This is a genomic window from Micromonospora psammae (genome assembly GCF_036902725.1).
Lineage (GTDB): Bacteria > Actinomycetota > Actinomycetes > Mycobacteriales > Micromonosporaceae > Micromonospora.
In genome coordinates this window covers 318,137-343,063 of the sequence record NZ_JBAKHM010000002.1, presented here as the reverse complement: position 1 = coordinate 343,063, position 24,927 = coordinate 318,137, and the positions used below count along the sequence as shown (strand labels likewise).

At 73.1% G+C, this 24,927-nt stretch carries 24 protein-coding genes; 13 read left to right on the top strand and 11 right to left on the bottom strand.

The genetic code is table 11. The features are described from left to right. Positions 1-54 precede the first annotated feature (54 nt). From V6U79_RS04960 to V6U79_RS04940, 5 genes are all read right to left on the bottom strand, one after another. The gene (locus V6U79_RS04960; protein ID WP_334613619.1) at positions 55-870 is read right to left on the bottom strand and encodes an SCO1664 family protein; all 816 of its coding nucleotides are present in this window, start codon (positions 868-870) and stop codon (positions 55-57) included. Continuing rightward, positions 867-1,442 (bottom strand): DUF3090 domain-containing protein, encoded by a 576-nt coding sequence (locus V6U79_RS04955; protein WP_334530347.1) that lies wholly within the window; start codon positions 1,440-1,442, stop codon positions 867-869. Before V6U79_RS04955 ends, V6U79_RS04960 begins: the two co-directional genes overlap by 4 nt. Positions 1,443-1,554: 112 nt before the next feature. Further along, complete coding sequence (locus V6U79_RS04950) at positions 1,555-2,268, bottom strand: histidine phosphatase family protein (protein ID WP_334530344.1); 714 nt, start codon at positions 2,266-2,268, stop codon at positions 1,555-1,557. 70 nt (positions 2,269-2,338) lie between these two features. Continuing rightward, on the bottom strand, positions 2,339-3,175 hold the full coding sequence (locus tag V6U79_RS04945) for an undecaprenyl-diphosphate phosphatase (RefSeq protein ID WP_334530341.1): 837 nt from the start codon (positions 3,173-3,175) through the stop codon (positions 2,339-2,341). Next, positions 3,172-4,224, bottom strand: a complete 1,053-nt coding sequence (locus V6U79_RS04940) for an LLM class F420-dependent oxidoreductase (protein ID WP_334530339.1) — start codon at positions 4,222-4,224, stop codon at positions 3,172-3,174. The genes V6U79_RS04945 and V6U79_RS04940 overlap by 4 nt, the downstream gene beginning before the upstream one ends. A gap of 163 nt (positions 4,225-4,387) precedes the next feature. Here V6U79_RS04940 and V6U79_RS04935 point away from each other — a divergent pair, with 163 nt between their 5' ends. Further along, positions 4,388-5,359, top strand: coding sequence for an aldo/keto reductase (locus tag V6U79_RS04935; RefSeq protein WP_334530336.1), 972 nt, complete (start codon positions 4,388-4,390; stop codon positions 5,357-5,359). Between the two features lie 31 nt (positions 5,360-5,390). Here the strand turns inward: V6U79_RS04935 and V6U79_RS04930 are convergent, their stop codons facing one another. Then, positions 5,391-6,314 (bottom strand): hypothetical protein, encoded by a 924-nt coding sequence (locus V6U79_RS04930; RefSeq protein WP_334613618.1) that lies wholly within the window; start codon positions 6,312-6,314, stop codon positions 5,391-5,393. A 174-nt stretch (positions 6,315-6,488) separates the two neighbouring features. On the opposite strand from V6U79_RS04930, the gene V6U79_RS04925 reads away from it, so the two are divergent. Beyond that, positions 6,489-6,680 (top strand): DUF5703 family protein, encoded by a 192-nt coding sequence (locus V6U79_RS04925; protein WP_088646215.1) that lies wholly within the window; start codon positions 6,489-6,491, stop codon positions 6,678-6,680. Between the two features lie 89 nt (positions 6,681-6,769). Here the strand turns inward: V6U79_RS04925 and V6U79_RS04920 are convergent, their stop codons facing one another. Both V6U79_RS04920 and V6U79_RS04915 read right to left on the bottom strand, forming a co-directional pair. Further along, positions 6,770-7,432 (bottom strand): hypothetical protein, encoded by a 663-nt coding sequence (locus V6U79_RS04920; RefSeq protein WP_334613617.1) that lies wholly within the window; start codon positions 7,430-7,432, stop codon positions 6,770-6,772. 47 nt (positions 7,433-7,479) lie between these two features. Continuing rightward, positions 7,480-8,808, bottom strand: coding sequence for a M20/M25/M40 family metallo-hydrolase (locus V6U79_RS04915; protein WP_334613616.1), 1,329 nt, complete (start codon positions 8,806-8,808; stop codon positions 7,480-7,482). A gap of 191 nt (positions 8,809-8,999) precedes the next feature. Here V6U79_RS04915 and V6U79_RS04910 point away from each other — a divergent pair, with 191 nt between their 5' ends. The 9 genes from V6U79_RS04910 to V6U79_RS04870 all read left to right on the top strand — a co-directional run bounded on the left by V6U79_RS04910 (position 9,000) and on the right by V6U79_RS04870 (position 20,798). Next, the gene (locus V6U79_RS04910; protein WP_334613615.1) at positions 9,000-9,617 is read left to right on the top strand and encodes a hemerythrin domain-containing protein; all 618 of its coding nucleotides are present in this window, start codon (positions 9,000-9,002) and stop codon (positions 9,615-9,617) included. 75 nt (positions 9,618-9,692) lie between these two features. Then, positions 9,693-10,664, top strand: a complete 972-nt coding sequence (locus V6U79_RS04905) for a LysR family transcriptional regulator (RefSeq protein WP_334530317.1) — start codon at positions 9,693-9,695, stop codon at positions 10,662-10,664. A 234-nt stretch (positions 10,665-10,898) separates the two neighbouring features. Continuing rightward, on the top strand, positions 10,899-12,440 hold the full coding sequence (locus V6U79_RS04900; RefSeq protein WP_334613614.1) for a sugar ABC transporter ATP-binding protein: 1,542 nt from the start codon (positions 10,899-10,901) through the stop codon (positions 12,438-12,440). Next, entirely contained in the window at positions 12,437-13,444 is a 1,008-nt protein-coding gene (locus V6U79_RS04895; RefSeq protein ID WP_334530311.1) for an ABC transporter permease, read from the top strand. Before V6U79_RS04900 ends, V6U79_RS04895 begins: the two co-directional genes overlap by 4 nt. Continuing rightward, complete coding sequence (locus tag V6U79_RS04890; RefSeq protein ID WP_334530309.1) at positions 13,444-14,448, top strand: ABC transporter permease; 1,005 nt, start codon at positions 13,444-13,446, stop codon at positions 14,446-14,448. The genes V6U79_RS04895 and V6U79_RS04890 overlap by 1 nt, the downstream gene beginning before the upstream one ends. Before the next feature lie 34 nt (positions 14,449-14,482). After that, entirely contained in the window at positions 14,483-15,673 is a 1,191-nt protein-coding gene (locus V6U79_RS04885) for an ABC transporter substrate-binding protein (RefSeq protein WP_334530307.1), read from the top strand. 98 nt (positions 15,674-15,771) lie between these two features. Next, positions 15,772-16,641 carry a sugar phosphate isomerase/epimerase family protein gene (locus tag V6U79_RS04880; protein ID WP_334530305.1) on the top strand — a complete coding sequence of 290 codons (870 nt, stop codon included), beginning with the start codon at positions 15,772-15,774 and terminating at the stop codon, positions 16,639-16,641. 286 nt (positions 16,642-16,927) lie between these two features. Next, positions 16,928-20,485 (top strand): ThuA domain-containing protein, encoded by a 3,558-nt coding sequence (locus V6U79_RS04875; protein ID WP_334613612.1) that lies wholly within the window; start codon positions 16,928-16,930, stop codon positions 20,483-20,485. Positions 20,486-20,552: 67 nt separating this feature from the next. Then, positions 20,553-20,798, top strand: a complete 246-nt coding sequence (locus V6U79_RS04870; protein ID WP_334530299.1) for a hypothetical protein — start codon at positions 20,553-20,555, stop codon at positions 20,796-20,798. Positions 20,799-20,865: 67 nt separating this feature from the next. On the opposite strand, the gene V6U79_RS04865 is transcribed toward V6U79_RS04870, so the two are convergent. Genes V6U79_RS04865 through V6U79_RS04855 form a run of 3 tightly spaced genes read right to left on the bottom strand, consistent with a single transcriptional unit; the run spans position 20,866 to position 23,947 of the window. Beyond that, a complete protein-coding gene (locus tag V6U79_RS04865; protein ID WP_334530297.1) occupies positions 20,866-21,216 on the bottom strand; it encodes a DUF3140 domain-containing protein in 351 nt (116 codons plus the stop codon). After that, entirely contained in the window at positions 21,216-21,380 is a 165-nt protein-coding gene (locus tag V6U79_RS04860; protein WP_334530295.1) for a hypothetical protein, read from the bottom strand. Before V6U79_RS04860 ends, V6U79_RS04865 begins: the two co-directional genes overlap by 1 nt. Before the next feature lie 14 nt (positions 21,381-21,394). Beyond that, the gene (locus tag V6U79_RS04855; RefSeq protein WP_334530292.1) at positions 21,395-23,947 is read right to left on the bottom strand and encodes an ATP-dependent Clp protease ATP-binding subunit; all 2,553 of its coding nucleotides are present in this window, start codon (positions 23,945-23,947) and stop codon (positions 21,395-21,397) included. 121 nt (positions 23,948-24,068) lie between these two features. Here V6U79_RS04855 and V6U79_RS04850 point away from each other — a divergent pair, with 121 nt between their 5' ends. After that, positions 24,069-24,464, top strand: a complete 396-nt coding sequence (locus tag V6U79_RS04850) for a PIN domain-containing protein (protein ID WP_334530289.1) — start codon at positions 24,069-24,071, stop codon at positions 24,462-24,464. A gap of 200 nt (positions 24,465-24,664) precedes the next feature. After that, the gene (locus tag V6U79_RS04845; RefSeq protein ID WP_334530286.1) at positions 24,665-24,925 is read left to right on the top strand and encodes a hypothetical protein; all 261 of its coding nucleotides are present in this window, start codon (positions 24,665-24,667) and stop codon (positions 24,923-24,925) included. Positions 24,926-24,927 lie beyond the last annotated feature (2 nt).

Here is a 24,927-nt window from a genome sequence, read left to right as displayed (position 1 = left end):
ACGAGCCGTCAGGCCGCCGGGAGCCGCCTCCCGGGTGATCAACATGACAACGGCTCACATGGGCGGCCAGGGCATCGCCGGCCACTCCTGCGGCGGCAGCGGGTAGCTGCCGGTGGCGCGCAGCCGGTCCACCCGGGCGGCCAGCTCGGCGATCTCGCCGATCGTCAGGTGCTCGGCCAGCTCCGCGCCCAACTCCCCGGTGAGCTGACCGGCGAGCGCGTCGAGCATCTCCACCGCGTCCGGCGGCAGCCGGCGGCCCGCCCAGCCCCAGAGGACCGTCCGCAGCTTCTCCTCCACGTGGAAGCAGACGCCGTGGTCCACGCCGTAGAGGCGGTCGTCCGGCCCCACCAGCACATGCCCGCCCTTGCGGTCGGCGTTGTTGAGCACCGCGTCGAGGACGGCCAGCCGGGCCAGCCGCGGGTCGTCGGCGTGCGCCAGGGCGTACGCGGCGCCGTCGTCGTCGCGGGCCGCGGCGACCGGGAACCAGCGCGGCGGCACCTCCTGGTCGGGCACGAACCCGACCAGCGGCTCGGCGTCGGACGGCTCGTCGATCCAGAGCTGGCAGGAGCCCGGGCCGAACGGGCCGTCGCGCAGCACGGTCGGCGGCACCAGGTCCCACCCGGTGGCCCGCGAGACGAGATAGGCGGCGACCTCCCGGCCGGCGAGGGTGCCGTCGGGGAAGTCCCAGAGCGGGCGTTCGCCGCGCACCGGCTTGTAGACGCACCGGGCCGACGCGTCGTCCAGGGTCAGGATCCCGCGCAGGGTGGTGTTGGAGGCGTCGACCAGCCGCCCCTCCAGGGTGAGCTCACCGTCGCGCAACAGCCGGAGCGCGGCGCTGCCGTCCCGGCGCTGCAACTCCGACGAGGTCACCGGTGGTAGCCGTTGTGCCGGGGACAGAGGTGGCCGGCGGGGTCGAGCGGCTGGCCGCAGAGCGGGCACGGGGGCCGCCCGGCGTTGACCACCCGCTTGGCCCGCTCGATGAACTCGCGGGTCGCCTCGGGGGTCAGCCGCACCCGGAGCCGGTCGAGGTCCTCGTCCGGCTCCTCGTCGTCGTCCTCGTCGTCCTCGTCGTCGTCCAGCTCGACCTCGACCTCCGCCTCACCGGCGGCGATCGCCTCGATCACCACCGTGGCGGTGTCGACGTCGAAGGCCAGCCCGAGGGTGCCGACCCGGAACTCCTCGTCCACCGGAGTGTCCAGCGGGTCGTTGTCGCCGACGGCGGCGGGCGGCTCCGGCAGGTCGACGCCGAACCGGCGCTGCGCCTCGGTGAGCAGCTCCTCCAGCTTCTCGGCGAGCAGCGACACCTGCACCTTCTCCAGCGCGACGCTGACCAGCCGGCCGCCGCCGCGCGCCTGGAGGAAGAACGTCCGCTCCCCCGGTGGCCCGACGGTCCCGGCGACGAACCGCTCCGGCGGCTCGAAGGCGTGCACCTGGTGGGTCATACCCACGACCCTATCCGGCCCGTGGAAGCGTCGCGCACCGCACCGACGCCGAATAAGCCGAGGGCGAAACGCCGGGACCCGCGCCGCCCCCGCCCGGCGTGGCGACGCCGACTCACCGGGTCGCGCCCGCGCCACCGCCGACCGCGGCGTCGGAATCGGCCGCGCCGGTCGCCCGGCGGCGCCGCTTGCGCATCGGCGGCACCAGGCCGACCAGGTCGCCCCCGGTGTCGTTGAGCCGGATGAGGAAAGGGCGCAACGGGGTGTAGCGGATCGCGGTGACCGACGCCGGGTCCGCGACGATGCGCTGGAAGAGATCCAGGTGTACGCCGAGCGCGTCCGCGACGATGGCCTTGATCACATCGCCGTGGCTGCACGCCAGCCAGACCGCCTCGGGGCCGTGCTCGGCGGTGACCCGGGCGTCCCAGGAGCGGACCGCGGCGACCGCCCGCGCCGCCATGGCCGCCATCGCCTCCCCCTCGGGAAAGACCGCGGCGCTGGGGTGCTGCTGCACCACCGGCCAGAGCGGCTCCTTGGCCAGCTTCTTCAGCGGCTGCCCCTCCCAGCTGCCGTAGCCGCACTCGATCAGCCCCTCCTCGAGGACCGGTTCGACGCCGGGCAGAGCCAGCTGGAGGGTCTGCCGGCAGCGGATCAGCGGACTGCTGACCACCGCGGCCAGCGGCACCGCGCGCAGCCGCTCGCCGACCGCGGTCGCCTGGGCCCGGCCGGTGTCGTCCAGCTCGACCGGCTGGCGGCCGGCCAGCCCCCCGTCGGCGTTCGCCGTCGTCCGGCCGTGTCGCAGAAGCAGAAGGGTCGCCACGGACACCACCCTAGGGGCAGGCCGGACGCACACCGGCCCCCGGCACCGGGGGTGTCGGGGGCCGGCCTGGTCGTACCGCTCAGGTGGCGCTGATCGTGCCGGTCAGCAGCAGCGCCAGCACCAGGGTGCCGAGCGCCACCCGGTAGAGCACGAAGACGTACAGGGTGTGGTGCGCGACGTAGCGCAGCAGCCAGGCGATGGCCGCGTAGCCGATGGCGAAGGCGATCACCGTGGCCACGATCATCTGCGCCACGCTGGGCACCGAGGTGCCCGGCGCCGCCGGCTCGAACACGTCACCGACGCTGAAGATGCCGGACATCACCACCGCCGGGATGGCCAGCAGGAACGAGTACCGCGCCGCCGCCTCCCGGGTCAGGTTGAGCAGCAGGCCGGCGGTGAGCGTGCCGCCGGAGCGGGACACCCCGGGGACCAGGGCCATCGCCTGGGCGAAGCCCATCACGATGCCGTCGCGCATCCGGAAGTTCTCCAGGGTGCGGGTCTGCCGACCCCAGTACTCGGCGAAGGCCAGCACGAAGGCGAAGACGATCAGTGTGGTGGAGACCACCCACAGGTTGCGACCCGCGGTGCGGATCTGGTCCTTGAACAGGAAGCCGAAGAGCCCGATGGGGATCGAGCCGACGATGACGTACCAGCCCATCCGGTAGTCGAGGCTGGACCGCACCGAGCGGTCCCGCAGGCCCAGCAGCCAGGTACGGGTGATCCGCCAGATGTCCTTGGCGAAGTAGATGAGCACCGCCGCCTCGGTGCCCAGCTGGGTCACCGCCGTGAACGAGGCGCCGGCGTCCCGGTCGAAGAAGATCGCCGAGGTGATCCGCAGGTGCCCCGACGAACTGACCGGAAGGAACTCGGTGAGCCCCTGGACGACGCCCAGGACGATGGCTTCGATCCAGGTCACTCGCCGACCCCGGAGAGGTCGAGCGCCTCGGCGACCGTCCGCAGGGTCTGCACGCCGCTGTCCCGGTCGGCGACGAAGAGGGTCACGGACAGGGTGGTCACGCCGGCGGCGGCGTACTCCCGCAGTCGCTCGGCGATGCGCTCCTTCGGGCCCAGCAGCGAGGTGCGGTCGATGAACTCCATCGGCACCGCCGCCGCGGCGTCGCGCTGCCGCTTGGCCAGGTAGAGGTCCTGCACCTCACGGGCGGCGTCGCCGTAGCCCATCCGGGTGGCGAGCTGGTTGTAGAAGTTCTGCTGCCGGCTGCCCATGCCGCCGACGTAGAGCGCGGCGTACCAGCGGACCAGCTCGGCGCAGGTGGCGACGTCGTCGCCGACCACCACCGGCACGGAGGGGACCACGTCGAAGCCGGCCAGCTCCTTGCCGGCCCGGGCCCGACCGGCGCGCACCGAGGCGAGCTGCTCCTCGGCGAACTCCGGGGCGTAGAAGACGGCCAGCCAGCCGTCGGCGATCTCGCCGGCCAGCTCCAGGTTCTTCGGGCCGACGGCGGCCAGGTAGATCGGGATGTGCTCGCGGGGCGGGTGGAAGCCCAGCCGCAGCGCCTTGCCGGGGCCGTCGGGCAGCGGCAGCGTGTAGTGCTCGCCGTCGTACGCGACCTCCTTGCGGGCCACCGCCAGCTTGACGATGTCGACGTACTCGCGGGTGCGGGCGAGCGGCTTGGCGAACCGGACCCCGTGCCAGCCCTCGGAGACCTGCGGGCCGGAGACGCCGAGGCCGAGCCGGAACCGGCCACCGGAGAGGGCGTCGATGGTGGCCGCCGTCATCGCGGTCATCGCCGGGGTGCGGGCGGGGATCTGCATCACCGCGGCACCGATGTCGATCCGTTCGGTCTGCCCGGCCATCCAGGCCAGCATGCTGGGCGAGTCGGAGCCGTAGGCCTCCGCCGCCCACACCACCGAGTAGCCGAGCCGGTCCGCCTCCTGGGCAAGCGCCAGGTGGTCGGCGGGTGTGCTCCACGCCGTCTGGTATCCGAGACTGAGCCCTAGTCGCACTGGATCCTCCCCATCCGCACCACAGGTCGCATCAGGGTACGCAATGGCGGCGGTGGAGCCGATCACCGGCTCACCCCGCCCGCCTCGCGCCAGGCGGGAGGGGGACGGGAACTTGACGGGAGCGAGGATATCGGTGACGGCGGGTTCGAAATAAGGTTCATTCATGCAGCAGCGACCGCTCGGCCGAAGCGGGCTGGCGGTTTCCCGGCTCGCGCTCGGCACCATGACCTGGGGCCGGGACACCGACGCCGACGACGCGGCCGCCCAGTTGAAGAGCTTCCTCGACGCGGGCGGCAACCTGGTCGACACCGCCGACGTCTTCGGCGACGGCGACGCAGAGTCGGTGCTCGGCTCGCTGCTGGGCACCCTGGTGCCCCGCGACGACGTGCTGATCGCCACCAAGGCGGGGCTGCGACCGGGCAGCGGCCGGCGCCGGGACGGCTCGCGCGGGCACCTGCTGCGCACCCTGGACGCCTCGCTGCGCCGGCTCGGCACCGACCACGTCGACCTGTGGCAGGTGCACGGGTACGACCCGGACACCCCGCTGGAGGAGACCCTGGCGGCGCTGGACCACGCGGTGTCCAGCGGCCGGGTCCGCTACGTCGGGGTGTCGAACTTCTCCGGCTGGCAGACCGCCCGGGCGGCGGCCTGGCAGGCGGCCTGGCCGGGACGGGCCCCGGTGGTCGCCGCGCAGGTGGAGTACTCGCTGCTGGAGCGGGGCGTGGAGCGGGAGGTGCTGCCGGCCTGCGCGGCGCTCGGGCTGGGCGTGCTGCCCTGGTCCCCGTTGGGGCGGGGGGTGCTGACCGGGAAGTACCGGCACGGCCGGCCGGCGGACTCGCGCGCCGCCTCCGCGCACTTCGAACGGTTCGTCGCCACCTACCTGGAGCCGCGCTGTTCCAGCATCGTCGAGGCGGTGGCCATCGCCGCCGGCGGGCTGGGCGTCTCCCCGCTCGAGGTGGCGCTGACCTGGATCCGGGACCGGCCCGGGGTGACCGCGCCGATCCTGGGCGCCCGCACCGTGGGGCAGCTGCTCGGCGCGCTCCAGGTGGAGCGGATGACCCTGCCGGAGGAGATCACCACCGCGCTGGAGGACGTCTCGGCGGTGCCGGTGGGCTATCCCGAGCGGGAAGGCTGACCCACCCCGCGTCGACGACCGGCCGGCCCGGTCAGCCCCGACGGTCCCCGGGGATGCCGCGCACCGCGGCGACGAACCGGTTCTGGTCCTCCCGGTGCGCCGGGTTGAGCACCCGGATCCAGGAGCCGTCGTCGAAGACGACGGTGGTCGGGAACTGGATCATCCGGGTGGCGCCGTAGTGGCAGTCGATCCGGACGATCCGGCGCCGGTCCACGCTCCACAGCAGCCGGGGGCGCCGGTGGTCCGGCTTCTCCGCGTCCGGGCGCATCCCCATCCGCAGCAGGTGCAGGTGGGTGTCGGTGACCGCGAGCGGGGTGCCCGTGTAGCGCTCCAGGCAGAGCAGCAGGCTGCCGGCGAGACTGGCCAGCTCGCCGCTGAAGACGTACCGCCGCCGGTAGGCGATCTCGGCGAGCTGGTCGGCCAGCGGGCGGTAGCGGCTGAGCCGGAACGCCGCCCGGAACGCCTCCTGCTCCGGGGTGAGCGGCACCGGCCGGCGCGGCGGGGCGGCCGGGTCCGGGCCGGCACCGGCCGCGGCGGGCTCGTCGGGACCGGAACCGGGCAGCGCCGGGAGGGTGGCCGCGGCGGCGGCGTTGGCGGGCAGCATCAGCGCCTGCGCGGCCATCCGGACCGGGGCGATCACTGCGTCGACCCAGACGACCGGGTTGGCGATCTGGAGCAGACCGAACAGCGTCCGCGGGTCCATCACCTCCGCCAACTCGTCGCCCATCCGGTCGGCGAACTGCGCGCCCAGCCGGTGGAGTTCATGGGTCCTGATCCCGGTCAACCCGACGTACCGGACCTCCTGCCCGGGGACCAGCGGCGCCACCAGCAGCCGCTCCGGCTCGTCGCTGGTGCGGAACTCCTCGCGCAGCTCGCGGGCCCGGTCGCGGACGGTGCGCGCCCGCTGCGCCGCGGTCGCGGTCAACCGGCTGATCTGGTCCCACGCTCCGGGCACCGGCGTACCTCCCCCGTCGTCGACCGCCGGGGGGCGGTCGTCCGGGGCACATTGTGGCCGACCGGGCGGAAACCCGGCGTCCCGCCCGGGACGCCGACAGTCCCGGCGGGGACAGCGGCACGGGTCACCCGCCGGAGGGTGGCGCGGCGCGTCCGGGCTGGGCAGCATAGGTCCATGGACTACGAATACGCGCCGCTGCGGCTGCCGCCGAACGTCGACCGGTTGACCGCCGCGGCGCAGCTGGCGATCCAGGCGGAGTTCTCCGGCTGGGAACTGGCCCGGGTGCAGCTGTTCCGGGACGGCACGCGCAAGGTGGTGCTGCGCCGCCGTCGGGTGAACCAGCCGCAGCCGGGCCTGTCCTACTGACGGCGACCGGGTACGCCGCGCGGCGTACCCGGGAACGAGCCGGCGGCCCCGGGGCCCGGCCGGACGGTCGGGCCCCGGGGTGACGCGGCCTAGTGCTGGTGCCCGGCGTGGTCGTGCTCGACGTCGACGTCGAGGAACGGGTGCTCGTCGAGCCGACCGACGAGGCGGTCGTCGGCGGCCGGCTGGAACGGGCCGACCGGATCGTCGTCGTCGAAGGACTCCAGGTCGACGGGCGTGCCCACCTCGCTGACCATCACCACGCCGTCCAGCGGCTCCAGCTCCGGCACGTCCAGCGCGCTCAGCGAGCCGTCGCCGCTCTGCAGCAGCTCCAGCACCGCCTCGCCGACGCCCTCGACCGGGGCCGGCTCGTCCTCCTCCGGGGTGCCCTCGCGCCGGGCCACCTCGGCGACCCGGATCAGCGCCGAGACGCTGGGCACCCGGTAGTCGCGGCGCTGGCGCACCGAGATGACGCTCGGGTGCGGGTCGGTGGCCTCCACGTCCTCGACCCCGCCGAAGCGCTCGTCGGCCTCGTCGGGGTCGATCGACTCGACGTCCCACGGGGTGACCTCACCGAACGCGTCCAGCAACTGCTCGTCGTAGGCGTACGAGGCGTTGTTCAACGCGACGTACGCCTGCCAGACGTCGTCGTCGTCGATCCGGCCCTGGGCGGCGCGCACCGCAGCCAGGTGGGCCCGGGCCGCGTCGATCACCCGCTCCAGGGCGACGTCCAGCTCACCGTGCTGGTCGGTCATGAGGAATTCCCTTTCGCGATGGGGAGGGTGGGTCCGCGCCGGCGCCGTCAGCAGTCGCGCAGGAACCGGTCGAGGACCCGCACGCCGAACTGTAGTCCGTCGACCGGCACCCGCTCGTCGATGCCGTGGAACAGGGCGGAGAAGTTGAGGTCGGCCGGCAGCCGCAGCGGGGCGAAGCCGAAGCAGCGGATGCCGAGCTGGGAGAAGGCCTTGGCGTCGGTGCCGCCGGAGAGCATGTACGGCACCGGCCGGGCGCCCGGGTCCTCCGCGCGCAGCGCCGCCGACATCGCGTCGACCAGGTCACCGTCGAAGGTGGTCTCCAGGGCCGGCTGACGCTGGATGTACTCGATCTCGATGTCCGGGCCGACCAGCTCGCGCAGCTGCCGCTCCAGCATCTCCGACTGCCCCGGCAGGCTGCGGCAGTCGATGGTGGCGGTGGCCCGGCCGGGGATGACGTTGTCCTTGTAGCCGGCGGCCAGCCGGGTCGGGTTGGCGGTGCTGCGGATGGTGGCGCCGATGATGTTGGCGATCGGGCCGAGCTTGGCGATCGCCGTCTCCGGATCGTCCGGGTCCAGCTCCACGCCGAGCACGTCGGAGACCTCCTCGAGGAAGGCCCGCACGGTCGGGGTGACGGTGATCGGGAAGCGGTGCCGGCCGATCCGGGCGACCGCCTCGGCGAGCGCGGTCACCGCGTTGTCGTCGTGGATGAACGAGCCGTGCCCGGGGCGGCCCTTGGCGTGCAGCCGCAACCAGTCCAGGCCCTTCTCGGCCGTCTCGATCAGGTAGAGCCGCTGGCTCTCGTTGATCGAGTAGGAGAAGCCGCCCACCTCGCCGATCGCCTCGGTGCAACCGTCGAACAGCTCCCGGTGCCGCTGGACGAGGAAGTGCGCGCCGTAGTCGCTGCCGGCCTCCTCGTCGGCGGTGTACGCCAGCACGATGTCACGCGGCGGGCGGACGCCGGTGCGCTGCCAGTGCCGCACCACGGCCAGCACCATCGCGTCGAAGTCCTTCATGTCGATGGCGCCCCGGCCCCAGAGGTAGCCGTCGCGCAGCTCGCCGGAGAACGGGTGCACCGACCACTCGTCCGCGTCGGCCGGGACCACGTCCAGGTGGCCGTGCACCAGCAGCGCGCCCCGCCCCGGGTCGGCGCCCGGGATCCGGGCGACCAGGTTGGCCCGGCCGGGCACGGACTCCAGCAGCGTCGACTCGACGCCGACCTCGGCGAGCTTCTCCCCGACGTACTCCGCCGCGCGGCGCTCCCCGGCGCTGGTGGCGTTGTCGCCGGTGTTGGTGGTGTCGATCCGGAGCAGGTCGCGGCAGAGCTCCACGACCTCGTCGGTGGGGTCGGGCCGGGCGGAGGCGTGGTCGCTCGTCACCGCCTCTTTCTACCAGCCGGCGGCGCCGCGGCGGCGGCCCGCCCGGCGCGCGGGTCCGGCGGGGTGCGCCCGCCGGTCGCCCGCCGCCGGAGTTTCGTGATCTTCGGGTACGGGTACCGCGCTGGCGTCCCCGCACCGCCCTGGTCCCCGGCCGTCGACCCCCGCTACGGCCGCCCGTCGAGGAGGGCACCATGACCGTCCCGCTGCCGCCGCTGCCGCCCACCGCCGACGACGCCTACCGGCCCGGCGGCCGCAGCATGGCCGACATCGCCGACGCCGAGCACCGCCAACTGCTCGGCCTCGCCGACCAGGCCACCGACCCGGACCTGCCCGCCGAGCGACGCCGGGCGGTGGTGGAGGTGCTCACCGCCGCGGTGTCCCGGCACCTCTCCGCCGAGGAGCAGTACCTGCTCCCCGCGGCCCGGGCCGCGCTGCCGGAGGAGACCGACCGGGTGGACCGGGTGATCGAGACCGACGCCGCCCTGCTCACCGCGCTCAAGTCGCTGACCGGTCCGGACGAGGAGACGCTGGCCGAGGTCGCCGATCGGGTACGCCGGCACGTCGCGGCGGTGTCCGCGCTGATCACCCCGCTGCGCGAGGTGGCCAGCGACGCCGAGCTGATCCGGCTGGGCAACCGGTGGGAGATCGCCGAGGAGGCGGCGCCGACCCGGCCGCACCCGGCCACCCCGGCCACCCCGCCGTGGAACCGGATCGTCGAGCCGGCGGTGGGTGTGGTGGACAAGGTGCGCGACGCGGTGACCGGCCGGCGGACGTACCTGGCGGACCTGAAGCGGCAGCCGGGCGACTGAGCGGAGCAAGACATCGTCGTACGCCGATCCGTTCGGGGCCTTCCGCCGGGTCCCGGGTGGTCCTACCGTCACGGTATGAACCTGGAGCTGCGGCACCTGCGGGTGGTCTGCGCGATCGCCGAGACGGGGAGCGTGACCAAGGCGGCGTCGACCCTCGGGTTGGCCCAGCCGGCCCTGACCGCTCAGCTGCAGCGCATCGAGCGAACGCTGGGCGGTCCGTTGTTCGAACGGGACCGCCGGGGCGCCCGGCCGACGGCCCTCGGTGAGCTGGTGCTCGCCCGCGCCCGGGTGCTGCTGCCGGCGATGAAGGGCCTGCAGGACGAGGCGGCCCGGCTGGCCGGGGCGGACGACACCCTGGGCCGGTACCGGTTCGGCGGGGTGAACAGCCCGATCCTCGGCCGGCTGGTGCACCGGCTCGCCGCCGAGCAGCCGCAGGCCCAGATCACCACGTTCGCCTCCTGGTCCGCCGACGAGCTGGGCGCGCTGGTCGCCGGCGGCCGGCTCGACTTCGCCCTCACCGGGGTCTGCGGCGACGCCACCGGATCGGCGGAGTTCGGGCTCTGCTGGCGGGAGGTGGCGGTCGACCCGGTGCTGGTGCTGCTGCCGGCGGCCCACCCGATGGCCCACCGCGAGGAGGTGGGCCTGGCCGAGCTGCGTCGCGAGCAGTGGGTGGCCGCGCCCGGCGACGGTTGCTTCGGCGACTGCTTCGCCGCCGCCTGCGCGCGCGCCGGCTTCACCCCCCGCAAGGTGTACGAGACGGACGTGCGGGGCTGTGTGGACCTGGTCGACGCCGGGGAGGCGGTGGCGCTGTGCCAGGCCACCTTCCGCCCGGTGACGGGCCTGGTCACCCGCCGGCTGGCCGGCACGCCGCTGCGCTGGCGGCTGCTGCTGGGCTGGCACCCCGACTCCGCCGCCGCCCGGGTCGCCGAGCTGGTGCTGGAGACGGCGCTGGCGGCGTACACGGACTCGCTGGCGGCGCATCCGACCTATCTGGCCTGGCTGTTGCGCAACCCGGCGTTCGGGGTTCGGCAACCGACCGGCGTCTGACCCGAACGCGACGGCCGTCGGCCCGGCGCGGGCGCGGCGGGTGTTCCGGGTTGCCCCGGCGGCCGCATAGCCGGTCCAGCGTGGACGAACCCGGATTTCTTTCTCTCGACCGAGCCGTACTTTCGACTAGGACTGCAAAAGTATTGAGTGTTCGGGCCTAACTTTTGCTTTACACGGCGTTCACGTCTCCCTATGTTCGATGTCACGGTCGTCGATCCCCCCGAGGTGACGTGGATGACGGATGACAACGGAGCGCGAGGCCCGGCCCTGCTCGGCATGCACGGCATCAGCAAGAGCTTCTTCGGCGTACCGGTCCTCAACGACGTGCGACTGGAGTGCTTCCCCGGCGAGATCCACGCCGTGATGGGCGAGAACGGCGCCGGGAAGTCGACCCTGATGAAGATCCTCGTCGGGGTGCACCAGCCGGACGCCGGGCGGATCGAACTGGACGGCACACCGGTGCGGTTCCACCACCCCCGCCAGGCCCTGGCCGCCGGGGTGAGCATCGTGCACCAGGAACTCAACCTGCTGCCCGACCGGACGGTGGCGGAGAACATCTTCCTCGGCCGCGAGCCCCGCCGCCGGTTCACCGTGGACCGGACGGCGATGGACCGGGCCGCCACCCGGCTGCTGGCCACGCTGCGCGCCGACGACCTCATCTCGCCGCGGGCCCTGGTCGGCCGGCTGCCCGTGGCGCAGCAGCAACTGGTGGAGATCGCCCGGGCGCTCTCCTACGCGCCGCGGCTGCTGGTGCTCGACGAGCCGACCGCGGCGCTCTCCCCGCACGAGGTGGACACCCTGTTCGAGCGGATCCGCCGGCTGCGCGCCGACGGGTTGACCGTCCTCTACATCTCCCACCGGCTCAAGGAGATCTTCGACCTCACCGACCGGATCACCGTGCTCAAGGACGGCCGGCGGGTGGCCACCGTACGCACCTCCGAGGTGGACACCCGGGCGCTGGTGCACCTGATGGTCGGACGGGAGCTGGACCACTACTACCCGCCCCGGGCCGCGCCCGAGCGGATCGGGCCGGTCCGGCTCGCCCTGCGCGGGGCCGGCGCCGGGCCGCTGCACGACATCGACCTCGACCTGCGCGCCGGCGAGATCACCGGGCTCGCCGGGCTGGCCGGGTCGGGCCGCACCGAACTGGCCCGCCTGCTCTTCGGCGCGACCCGGATGACCAGCGGCAGCGTCGAGCTGGACGGGCGGGTACGCCGGCTGCGCTCGGTCCGGCACGCCATCCGCAGCGGCGTCGGCCTGCTCACCGAGGACCGCAAGACCGAGGGGCTGGTGCTGCAACTGTCGGTACGCGACAACAGCCTGCTCGCCGTCCGCGCGCTGGGACGCCGGGCGGTGCGCCGGGTCGGGCTCGGTGACCTGCTCGACCGGGTGGGGCTGCGGGGCTCCACCGCCCGGGAGGTCCGCTACCTGTCCGGCGGCAACCAGCAGAAGGTGGTGCTCGCCCGGTGGCTGGCCACCGGCGCCCGGGTGCTGATCTTCGACGAGCCGACCCGGGGCGTCGACGTGGGTGCGAAGGCCAGCATCCACGAGCTGATGCGCGAACTGGCCGACGCCGGCACCGCGATCCTGATGATCTCCTCGGAACTGCCCGAGGTGATCGGGATGGCCGACCGGATCGTGGTGCTGCGCGAGGGCACCGTCGCCGGTGAACTGCCGGCCGGCGCGAGCGAGGCGGAGATCATGCTGCTGGCCACCGGTGAGCCCGACCGCCGGGCCGCCGCGGTGGGCGCGACCGGTGCGGGCGGTGCCGCGTGACCGCCTCGACGACGGCCCGGCGACCCGCCCGGGTCGGTCTGCCCCTGGACACCGCCGCCGCCTCCAGCGCGCCGGTCTGGCTGGTCTTCGGTGGGGTCTTCGCGGTGGCCTGGCTGCTGGTGGAGCTCAACGGCGGCCAGTTCATGACGGTGGAGAACCTGCAGAACATGGCGGTCCGGTCGGTGGCGCTGGGGCTGGTCGCGGTCGGCCAGACGATCGTGCTGATCGGCGGCTCGCTGGACCTGTCGGTGGCGTACATGGTCAGCGTCACCGCGGTCGGCGCGTCCTTCGTGATGCAGGGCGACCCGGACCGGATGGCCCTCGGCGTCGCCGTCACCCTGGTGCTGGGCGTCGTGGTGGGGCTGGTCAACGGGCTGATCGTCACCGGCCTGCGGGTCAACGCGTTCATCGCCACCCTGGGCACCTCGCTGGTGATGAGCGGCATCCTCAACGCGCTCTTCACCAACTTCACCGGCGCGGTGCCCCGACAGTTCCAGGGGCTGGGCTACCAGGCGCTCGGGCCGGTGCCGGTCGCGGTGCTCCTGCTGCTGGCGGTGGTCGCCCTCGCCTGGTACCTGCTGCGCCGCACCCGCTTCGGCTACCACCTCTACGCCGTGGGCGGCAGCGCCGAGGCGGCTCGGCTGTCCGGGGTCCGTACCGACCGGGTGGTCGTCACCGCGCACGTGCTGTGCAGCCTGACCGCCGTGCTGACCGGGCTGTTCCTGGTCAGCCGGCTGCGCTCCGGCGCGCCCTGGGTCGGCCCGGACGGCGGGTACGACCTGGAGTCGATCGCCGCCGCCGTGGTCGGCGGGACCGCGCTGGCCGGTGGGCGGGGCAGCGTGGCCGGCACCCTCGCCGGGGTGCTGATCCTGGCCGTCATCGACCAGGTCTTCAACGAGTTCGAGGTGAACGCCTTCCTCAAGACCCTGATCCGAGGCGTGATCATCGTCGGCGCGGTGGCGCTCTACGCGGCGCGCAGCCGGCGCAGCGAGGGGAGCTTCTGATGACCGCCACCGTGGCCCCGCCGCCCGGGCCCGCCGCGGAGCGCGCCGGCGCGCGGGCCCGGCGCCTGCTGCGCGCGGTCCCGCCGATCTGGCTGGTACTCGCCGTGGTGATCGTGCTGATCGCCTGGCGCAACCCGACGTTCGTCGAACCGGGCCCGTTCCTGGCCTTCCTGCGCCGCTGCGCGCCGCTGGCGGTGCTCGCCGCCGGGCAGGTCTTCGTCATCATCGCCGGCGAGTTCGACCTCTCGGTCGGCGCATTGGTCACCGCCGTGGTGGTGGTGGCCGCTCGGCTCTCCGACGGCGATCCGGCCGCCACCTGGTGGCTGATCCCGCTGCTGCTCGCCGCGGGCGCCGGGGTCGGCCTGGTCAACGGCCTGGTCACCACCCGGCTGCGGGTGCCGTCCTTCATCGCCACGCTGGGCATGCTGCTGGTGCTCAACGGCGCGGTCTTCCTCTGGTCGGGCGGCGCCCCGCGCGGGTCGCTGGCCGACAACTTCCGGCAGTTCGGCCGCTTCGGCATCGAGCTGCCCGGGCTGGGCCAGCTGCCGTACGCGGTGCTGATCCTGGTCGCCGTGGGCGTCGGGCTGTGGCTGCTGCTGTCGCACAGCCGCTTCGGCCACCAGGTCTACGCCGCCGGCGGCAATCCGCGCGCCGCCGCCCTGTCCGGGGTGGACGTCCGTCGGGTACGGACGGTCGCGTTCGTCATCTCCGGTCTCGCCGCCGTGGTCGCGGGGATCCTGCTCGGCGGCTTCACCGGGGTCACCGCCGAGGCCGGCGTGGGTTACGAGTTCCAGGCCATCGCCGCCGTCGTGCTCGGCGGCGCGGTGCTGGGCGGGGGTCGCGGCAGCGTCGGCGCCGCCCTCGCCGGCGCGCTCACCCTGCAATCGGTGTTCACCCTGCTCAACCTCCTGGGCCTGGCCAAGTCGCTACGCGACGCGGTGCAGGGCCTGATCATCATCGGCGCGGCCGCGTACGCCGCACACCGGCTGCGCCGGTCCGGCTGACGCCGCGCCCGAGAACCGTCGTGAGGAGAAGCCCATGAGACCTCCAATACGGACCCGGCTGGCCGTCGGTGGCGTCGCCGTCCTCGTCGCCGCCGCCGGTTGCACCTCGACCGCGCCGGAGGACGACGAGGGCCCGGCCGGCAGCGGCACCGGGCAGCAGTCGTCGTTCTTCGTCCAGGCCGACTACGACGAGCAGATCGCCCAGCGGGCCACCACCCCGACCGGGCCGACCGACAAGCCCTGGTTGCAGGCCATCAACCCGCAGCTCACCGACACCGCGAAGTTCAAGAGGTCCGGCAAGCACACCATCTGCTTCTCCAACGCCGGGGTGAACAACCCGTGGCGGGTGGTCGGCTGGACCACCATGCAGGCCGAGGCGAAGCAGCACCCCGAGATCGCCGCGCTGACCGCGGTCGACGCCGAGGGCAAGGACGACAAGCAGATCAGCGACATCGACGGCCTGCTGGCGAGCCGCAGGTGCAGCGCGCTGATCGTCTCGCCGAACACCACCGCCGCGCTCACCCCCGCGGTCGAGAAGGCGTGCCAGGCCGGCCTGCCGGTGATCATCTTCGACCGGGGCGTCAACACCGACTGCCCGGTGACCTTCATCCACCCGATCGGCGGGTACGCCTTCGGGGCCACCGCCGCCGAGTTCCTGACCGACAAGGTCAAGAAGAACGGCCGGATCCTCGCCCTGCGCATCCTGCCCGGCGTGGACGTGCTGGAGACCCGCTGGTCGGCGGCGAAGGTGGTCTTCGACAAGGCGGACGTGAACGTGGTCGGGGTCGAGTTCACCGACGGTGACGCGGCCAAGGTGAAGACCATCGTCAACGACTACCTGGAGCGCTACGGCAGCATCGACGGCGTCTGGATGGACGCCGGGGCCACCTCGGTCGCGGCGGTCGAGGCGTTCGAGGACGCCGGCCAGCCGGCACCGGTGATCACCGGCGAGGACCAGCAGGACTTCCTGCGGCTGTGGCAGGAGAGGAAGCTGACCGCGATCGCCCCGACCTACCCGACCTACCAGTGGCGTACCCCGATCCAGGCGGCCCTGGACATCCTCGCCGGCAAGCAGGTGCCCAAGGAGTGGGTGCTCCCCCAGCCGACCATCACCCAGGACAACCTCGGGCAGTACGTGCTGCCGCAACTGCCGCCGCTGCACTACGCGCTCTGCGGCTGCGAGAAGATGCCCGGCTTCCCGCAGGAGTGGGGCGGCAACCAGTAGCCCGCCCGGTGCGGGACCGGCCCGGCCGGTCCCGCACGGGCGACCCGGCCCCGGCAATCCCGCCGGGGTACGCACCGACGAGCTGTTAGGAGCGCGGTGTGCATCACCTCGGCGCCAACACCTGGATCTGGGTCTCCCCGCTGACCGACGCCCGGCTGGCCGAGCTGGCCCCGCGGATCCGCGGCTGGGGCTTCGACACCATCGAGCTGCCCATCGAGAACCCGGGCGACTGGGACCCGGACACCACCGCGGCTCTCCTGGACGACCTGGGGCTGACCGCGACGGTGTGCGCGGCCATGTCGCCCGAGCGTGACCTGGTCGTCGACGACGAGGACGTGGTCCGGCGCACCGGCGACTACCTGCGCTACTGCGTGCGGGCGGCGGCGCGGGTCGGCTCCCGCGTGGTGGCCGGCCCGATCTACGCGCCGGTCGGCCGGACGTGGCGGCTCGACGCGGACGAGCGGGCGGCGACCGTGCGACGGCTGCGCGACCGCCTGCGGCCGCTGGCGGAAGAGGCCGCCGGGCAGGGCGTCACGCTGGCGGTGGAGCCGCTGAACCGGTTCGAGACCAGTCTGCTCAACACCGCCGAACAGACCCTGGAGGTGGTCGACGGCATCCCCGGGGCCGGCATCGCCCTGGACACCTTCCACATGAACATCGAGGAACGGGACATCCCGACCGCGATCCGCACGGCCGGTCCGCGACTGGCCCACGTCCAGGTCTGCGCCAACGACCGTGGCGCGCCGGGCAACGACCACCTCGACTGGACGGGCATTGTCGACGCCCTGCACGACGTGGGCTACGCGGGCCCGCTCTGCATCGAGTCGTTCACCGCGGAGAATCGCACGATCGCCACGGCGGCGGCGATCTGGCGTCCGCTGGCGCCGACCCAGGACCAGCTGGCGACGGCCGGTCTGGCGTTCCTGCGGGCGCTGCTCGGCCGGCCGGCGGTGCCCACGGCCGGTTGACCGAACGGGCGGCCGAGAACCGTCGGGGCGCGGCCCCGACGGTCGGTCGTGCGCGCCCGATCGGCATTTCCACGCATATTTGCGGTGATTTCACTATTGCTGAAATACGCGTTGACTGACGTCAATTTAAGGCGCACGGTGACCGCAGAGCAGGAGGTGACGACGGCCGGTGCGGCCGGCGGCACCGGCGAGCGCGGGGGTGACCCCATTCGGCGGCGCGTCGCAGCCCTCCGCCCGGCGATCGCCCGGGCGGGACCCGGCACCGTGATCCCCGAAAGGAGACGGCATGCGCCGCCGACACCTCATCCTGGGCGCCCTGTACGCACTGCTGCTGTCCCTGTTCGTCGCGCCGGCCGGCCCGGCCACGGCCGCCGCGGCGCCGTTCCGGGCGTTGCTGTTCACCGAGACGGCCGGTTACCGGCACGACTCCATCCCCGACGGCATCGCCATGTTCAACGAGCTCGCCGCCCAGCACGGGTTCACCGTGGTGCACTCGGAGGACTCCACCGTCTTCAACCCGGCCAACCTGGCGACCTTCGACGTGGTCGTGATGTTCCAGACCTCCGGCATGGTGTGGGACAACGACGCCCAGCGCCAGGCCCTGCAGAACTACGTCGCCGGCGGGGGCGGCGTCGCCGCCATCCACAACGCCACCGACATGGGCATCGAGAGCTCCTTCCCCTGGTGGGACGACCTGGTCAACGCCGGCGCGCACATGCCCGAGCACTCCCCCGGCGTACTGCCGGGCACCGCGCACGTCGCCGACAAGGCGCACCCCTCCACCAGTGGACTGCCCGACCGGTGGCAGCGCAGCGAGGAGTGGTACAACTTCGACGCCAACCCCCGGGGTGACGTGCACGTGCTGGTCACCGCCGACGAGCGGACGTACAACCCGGGCAGCCGGGCGATGGGCGCGGACCACCCGATCTCCTGGTGCCGCGAGGTGGGCGCCGCCCGGGTCTGGACCACCGCGATGGGCCACCCCAAGGGCGCCTACACCGAGCCGTTCTTCCGCCAGCACGTCCTCGGCGGGGTGCAGTGGGCCGCCGGAGTGGCCGCCGGCGACTGCGGCGGCACGGTGTGGGGCAACTTCGAGAAGGTGTCGCTGGACCAGAACACCGTCGACCCGATGGCCGTCGACGTGGCCGCCGACGGCCGGGTCTTCTACGTCCAGCGCGGCGGCCAGGTGAAGATCGTCAAGCCGGCCACCGGCGCCACCGTCACCGCCGGCACCCTGCCGGTCTACACCGGCGGCGAGGACGGCCTGGTCGGGCTGGCGCTCGACCCCAACTTCGGTACCAACAAGTGGATCTACCTCTACTACTCGCCGCAGGCCAGCGCGACCGACATCAACCGGCTGTCCCGGTTCACGATCACCGGTGACAGCCTCGACCTCGCCAGCGAGAAGGTGCTGCTCGACGTTCCGGCCTACCGGGACCGGACCCACCCCGAGCCCGGCCACACCGGCGGCTACCTCGCCTTCGGCCCGGGCGGCAACCTCTACCTGTCCACCGGCGACGACAGCCCGCCCAACTACGACCCGGCCTGGCAGGGGTACGCGCCGCTGGACTGGCGGCCCGGCAAGAGCTTCCTGGACGCGGCCCGCTCCGCCGGCAACACCAACGACCTGCGGGGCAAGCTGCTGCGCATCCACCCGGAGTCGAACGGGACGTACACCGTGCCGAGCGGGAACCTCTTCGCCCCCGGCACGGCGAAGACCCGGCCGGAGATCTACGCGATGGGCTTCCGCAACCCGTTCCGCTTCTCCGTCGACCCGGTCAACGGCTGGGTCAACCTCGCCGACTACGGCCCCGACCGGGGCGGGCCGACCACCAACCGGGGCCCGGAGGGCCTGGTGGAGCTGAACGTCATCAAGCAGGCCGGCAACTTCGGCTGGCCGTTCTGCCACGGCGACAACCAGCCTTACGCTCCGTACAACCCGGACACCGGGGTGGTCGGGGCGAAGTTCGACTGCGCCAACCCCGTGAACAACTCCCCCAACAACACCGGCCTGACCACGCTGCCGCCGCTGGTGCAGCCGCAGATCTGGTACGGCTACGGCACCTCCGCGCAGTTCCCGGAGCTGGGCTCCGGCGGATCGGCGCCGATGGGCGGACCGATCTACCGGTACGACGCGGCCAACCCGTCGCCGACGAAGTTCCCCGCCTACTACGACCGGGTGCACTTCTTCTACGAGTGGTCCCGCAACTACCTCAAGGAGATCCACTTCGACAACGCCGGCGGCCTGGTGAAGATCAACCCGTTCCTGCCCGGCGGGAACTTCGTCAAGCCGATGGACCTGCGGTTCGGCCCCGACGGCTCGCTCTACCTGCTGGAGTGGGGCTCCAACTTCGGCGGCGGCAACAACGACTCCGGCCTCTACCGCATCGACTACGTCCGGGGCGGGCGGGCACCGGTGGCGAAGGCGAGCGGAACCCCCACCAACGGCACCGCGCCGCTGAACGTGCAGTTCTCCAGCGCCGGCTCCGCCGACCCGGACCCGGGCAACACCATCAGCTACGCCTGGGACTTCGACGGCAACGGCAGCACCGACTCGACCGCGGCGAACCCCTCGCACACCTACACCACCAACGGCAACTTCACCGCCAAGCTGACGGTCCGGGACAACACCGGGCGCAGCTCCTTCGCCAACGTCCCGATCACCGTGGGCAACACCGCCCCGACGGTGACCATCACCGGTCCGCCCAACGGGGGGATGCTCGACTTCGGCCAGCAGGTCGCCTACACGGTCACCGTGACCGACCCCGAGGACGGGACGATCGACTGCACGAAGGTGCTGGTCAACCCGGCGCTCGGGCACGACGACCACGAGCACGGCACCACCGACTACCCGGGCTGCTCCGGGACGATCGCCACCGAACTGCTCGGCGGCCACCCCGACGGGGCGAACCTGTTCTACGTCCTCAACGCCCGCTACCAGGACAAGGGCGCGAACGGAGTAGCCGCGCTCACCGGCTATGGCAAGGCGATCCTGCAACCCAAGCACAAGCAGGCCGAGTTCTTCACCAGCCAGTCCGGGATCCGGGTGATCGACCAGGCCGGCGCGGAGAGCGGCAAGCGCATCGGCGACATCAGCAACGGCGACTGGATCATGTTCGACCCGATGAGCGTGCAGGGGATCAACACCGTCAGCTTCCGCGTCTCCTCGCCGTACGGGGGCGGGACGATCGAGCTGCGGGCCGACTCGCCGACCGGGCAACTGCTCGCCACCCAGGCGGTGCCGAACACCGGCGGCTGGGACAGCTACCAGCAGCAACCGGCGGTGAACGTGGCGGCGCTGACCGGCACGCACAAGCTCTACCTGGTCTTCAAGTCCAGCCAGAACAACTCCTTCGACCTGGACTCGATGACCTTCGGCGGGGCCGGGGTCGGCACCACTCCGACCGGGATCGCCGGGAAGACGTACACGCTGACCGCCCAGCACAGCGGCAAGCTCGCCGACGTCAACGGGGTGTCCACCGCTGACGGAGCCGTCGTGCACCAGTGGACGGCCACGGGCGGCGCCAACCAGAAGTGGCAGGCGGTGGACGCCGGCGGCGGCGCGGTCACGCTGCGGGCCGTGCACAGCGGCAAGTGCCTGGCGGTGGCCGGCGGTTCGACCGCCGGCGGGGCCCAGGTGGTCCAGCAGACCTGCGGCACGGCCACCAGCCAGCAGTGGCAGGCCGTCGCGACCACCACCACCGGGGTGTACGAGCTGAAGGCCCGGCACAGCGGGCTCTGCCTCGACGTCAACGGCAACTCCACCGCCGACGGGGCGCTGCTGATCCAGTGGAGCTGCGGCGGCGCGGCCAACCAGCGGTGGCGGCTCACCGTGGCCGGCTGACCCACCTCGGCCGGTAATGCCCGGCCGGTGGCGGTGCGAACCGTCGCCGGCCGGGTATCTGGCGGACATGACCGACCTCTACCCCGCCGCCGACGACCGGGAGATCCTCCGGCAGGCGGCCTCCGCGCACACCGCCGCCGCCCACGACGTGGAGACCTTCCTGCGTCGCCTGCCCCAGGTCCCCGACCCCGCGGACATCGCCGAGTACGTCAACCTCGTCACCCGCGAGGAGCGGACCCGCGCCAACCGGGAGGCCGCCGCGGACGCCGCCGGCCTCACCATCGGCAGCCTGGAGTCCGACCAGGGCCGATGACCGAGAGACCACGAGGGTGCCGTCACGGTCCTGCGTGACGGCACCCTCGTGGTCTCCGGCGGCGGGCTCAGCGTTCGACGAGGACGTCGTGGCCCAGATCGAGCAGGGAGTGCCGCCACTCGTCGTCGGCATTGCCCCGGCGTGGCTTCTCCGCTGACAGGGACCGGATCCGGTCGATCGCCTCCCGCATCACCTCGATGTCCTCCGGGGTGAGGTCCACCTTGCGCTTGCTCAGCACCCGCAGGATCTGCCGGCCCGGCTCCGGCAGGTCCATGTCCGGGTTCGGGCCGAACGCCTCCTCACCGGAGCCCCGGGTCAGCAGCCACTGCCGCAGCTGCTCGGAGGGGACGTTCACCTCGGCGTGGAAGTCGTCCCAGATCACCTCGACCTCGGGGTCGATTCGCTGCTCGCGTGCCATCACGCCTCCTCTTCCGGCGACCCGGGCCGACCCGGGTCCCCGTCGTCGGTCTGCTGCTTCAGGCCCTCCGGCGGCACCTTCACCCGGGCCGGGTTCGCCGTCGGCGGGGCGACGATCCGTTCGCTGCGTTCGGCGTTCTCCTCGGTCTCCTCCGGTTCGGTCATGTCCGCCCTCCGGCTCATCGGGGATGGGACGTGGTGGCCGGGGTGTAGCCCGGTTCACCGGCGGCCACGTCGAAGGCGAGCTGCCCGTCCCGCGCGTCGACGGTGACCTTCTGGCCGGGTGAGATCTGGTTCTCCAGCAGCATCCGGGAGAGCCGGTTGTCCACCTCCCGCTGGATCGTCCGGCGCAACGGGCGCGCCCCGAACTCCGGCTGGTAGCCGTGCTCGGCGAGCCAGTCCACGCCGGCCGTGGTGAATTCGATCTGGATGTCCTGGGCGTGCAACCGGCGGCGGGTCTCCTCCAGCAGCAGCTCGGTGATCTGGCGCAGCTGGGTGGCCTCCAGCCGGCGGAAGATGATCGTCTCGTCGATCCGGTTGAGGAACTCCGGGCGGAAGTTCTCCTGGAGCCGGCGCATCAGCCGCTCGCGCAGCTCGTCGGACTCCCGCTGGTCGCCGGATTCGCCGACGCCGAAACCGACGCTGCGCTGGCTGCCGGTGATCAGCTCCGAGCCGAGGTTGCTCGTCATGATCAGTACGGTGTTCTTGAAGTTGACGGTCCGGCCCTGGCTGTCGGTGAGCCGGCCGTCGTCGAGCACCTGGAGCAGGATGTTGAACACGTCCGGGTGGGCCTTCTCGATCTCGTCGAGCAGCACCACCGCGTACGGGCGGCGGCGCACCGCCTCGGTGAGCTGGCCGGCCTCCTCGTAGCCGACGTAGCCGGGGGGCGCCCCGACCAGCCGAGCCACGGTGTGCCGCTCCTGGAACTCGCTCATGTCCACCCGGATCATCCGGTCGGACTCGCCGAAGAGCGCCTCGGCCAGGGCCCGGGCCAGCTCGGTCTTGCCGACGCCTGTGGGGCCGAGGAAGAGGAAGCTGCCCATCGGCCGGTTCGGGTCGGCCAGGCCGGTACGCGAGCGGCGTACCGCCTCGGCGATCGCGGTGACCGCGTCGTCCTGGCCGACCACCTTCGCGTGCAGCTGGGCCTCCAGGCGCAGCAGCCGGTCGCGCTCCTCCTCGGTGAGCTGGCTGACCGGGATGCCGGTGGCCCGGGAGACCACCTCGGCGATCTCCTGCGGGCCGACCGAGGGCACCTGGTTCGGGCCGTCGTCGCCGTGCGCGCGGCGGACCTGCTCCTCCAGCTCGGACAGCCGGTCGCGCAGCGCGGAGGCGCGCTCGTACTGCTCGTCGGCGACGGCCTGCTCCTTGTCCCGGCGTACCTCGTCGAGCTGCTGCTCCAGCTCCCGCACGTCGGCGGCGGGGGTGCGGGTGCGCAGCCGGACCCGGGCGCCGGCCTGGTCGATCAGGTCGATCGCCTTGTCCGGCAGGAAGCGGTCGGTGACGTACCGGTCGGAGAGCTCGGCGGCGGCGACCAGCGCCTCGTCGGTGAAGCGGACCTGGTGGTGCGCCTCGTACCGGTCGCGCAGCCCGCGCAGGATGGTCACGGTGTCCTCGACGCTCGGCTCGGGCACCAGCACCGGCTGGAACCGGCGGGCCAGCGCGGCGTCCTTCTCGATGCTCTTGCGGTACTCGTCGAGCGTGGTCGCGCCGATCACCCGCAGCTCGCCGCGGGCCAGGGCGGGCTTGAGCATGTTGGAGGCGTCCATGCCGCCCTCGCTGCCCGCGCCGCCGGCGCCGACCAGGGTGTGGATCTCGTCCAGGAAGATGATCAGCTCGTCCCGGTGCGCCCGGATCTCCTCGATCACCTTCTTCAGGCGTTCCTCGAAGTCGCCCCGGTAGCGGGTGCCGGCGACCAGGCCGGCGAGGTCGAGTTGCACCACCCGCTTGCCGAGCAGGGTCTGCGGCACGTCGCCGTCGCAGATCCGTTCGGCCAGCCCCTCCACGATGGCGGTCTTGCCGACGCCGGCCTCGCCGATGAGCACCGGGTTGTTCTTGGTCCGGCGGGAGAGGATCTCCACCGCCTGTTCGATCTCGTCGGCGCGGCCGATCACCGGGTCGATCTGGTCGGCCGCGGCCAGGTCGGTGAGGTCCTGGCCGTACTGGTCGAGGGTGGGGGTGCCGCGGTCCGGCTTCGGGCCGGGCATCGGGCCGCGCTCCGCGCTGGCCGCCTGCAACGACTCCGGCTGGATCCGGCCGGCGGCGAGCATCCGCCCGGCCGGAGACTCCGGGTTGAGCGGCAACGCCATCAGGATGTGCTCGGGGCCGATGTAGTTCGCCCCCATCGCCCGGGACAGCTGGTGGGCGTCGAGCAGGGCCCGCTTCGCCGCCGGGGTGAGCGACAGGTTCGGCGGCACCTCACCCTGGGGCGCCCCGTCGCCCCGCCCGCCGAGGGCGTTGACCAGGGCGTCCGGGTCGGCCCCGGCCCGGCGTACCAGGTCGCGCAGCGGCTCGCGCTGCAACGCCGCCCAGAGCAGGTGGTCGGTGTCGAGGTCGTTGCTGTGCTTCTGGGCGGCCCGGCGGGCCGCGTCGGCCAGCATCTCCCGGGCGTCGGCGGTCATCAGCCGCGTGATGTCGACCCGGTGGGCCGGTCGGCGTCCGCCCTCACCCCGGCCGAAGTACCGGGCCAGGAACTCGTCCCACGGGTCGGAGCCGAAGTCACCGGGTCCCATCATGTCTGTCCTCCGCAGTCGGGGCGCGGCACGGCCGCCGGTGGCGACACTGCGGCGCGGCACGGTCGCCGGTGGCTACCCGGCGGCCGGCCCGACAAACGCGGCCGGGTGGCAGGCTGGGGGCATGGAATCCCGCCCGCTGCTCATCGTCGACGGCGCCAACGTGGTCGGTTCCCGACCGGACGGCTGGTGGCGCGACCGGGCCGGCGCCGCCGCCCGGCTACGCGACAGGCTCGTCCCGCTGGCCGCCCGCGGGCTGCCGCCGGAGCTGCCGGGCCCGGCCGAGGTGCTGCTGGTGGTGGAGGGGGCGGCCCGGGACGTGCCCGGCCGGCCCGAGGTGCGCACCGTGGCGGCGCCGGGCTCGGGCGACGACACCATCGTCGCGCTGGTCCGCGACGCCCCGGACCGGCGCCGGCTGGTGGTGACCGCCGACCGCGAACTACGTACCCGGGTGACGGCTCTCGGCGCCGAGGTCCAGGGCCCCACCTGGCTGCGCGCCCACACCACCGGAGCCACCTGAGGCGCCCCCACCGCCCCGGGACGGGCCCGTGGACGGGACCGGGCGGTCCCCGGACGGGACCGGGCGACCGGCAGCGAGGGGGTCTCCGCGCACGTCAGGGCGGCAACCGGACATCCGGGCACGGGCACCGACAGGGGGCGTGTTCTCTCCCCGACGGGTATGGGTTGTAATGGAGATCTCCCCGCCCCCAGGAGGTCACCGTGGCGAGCGTCGCCGAGCTGAAGGCAGCCATCGATGTCGCCCTCCAACAGATCGGTGACGGGCAGAGCGCGGTGCAGGCCGCCGGAGAGAAGCTCTCCGAGGCGCAGCAGACCCTCGCCGGGGCGCTGGAGGGCAGCGGGCACGAGACCGTCGAGGCCGCGCAGGCCTCGCTGACCCAGGCCGGCCAGGAGCTCGAGGAGTGCCTCGCCGCGACCCTGGTCGCGGTGGAGCAGGCGCAGCTCTACGTCGCGACGCTGTAGCC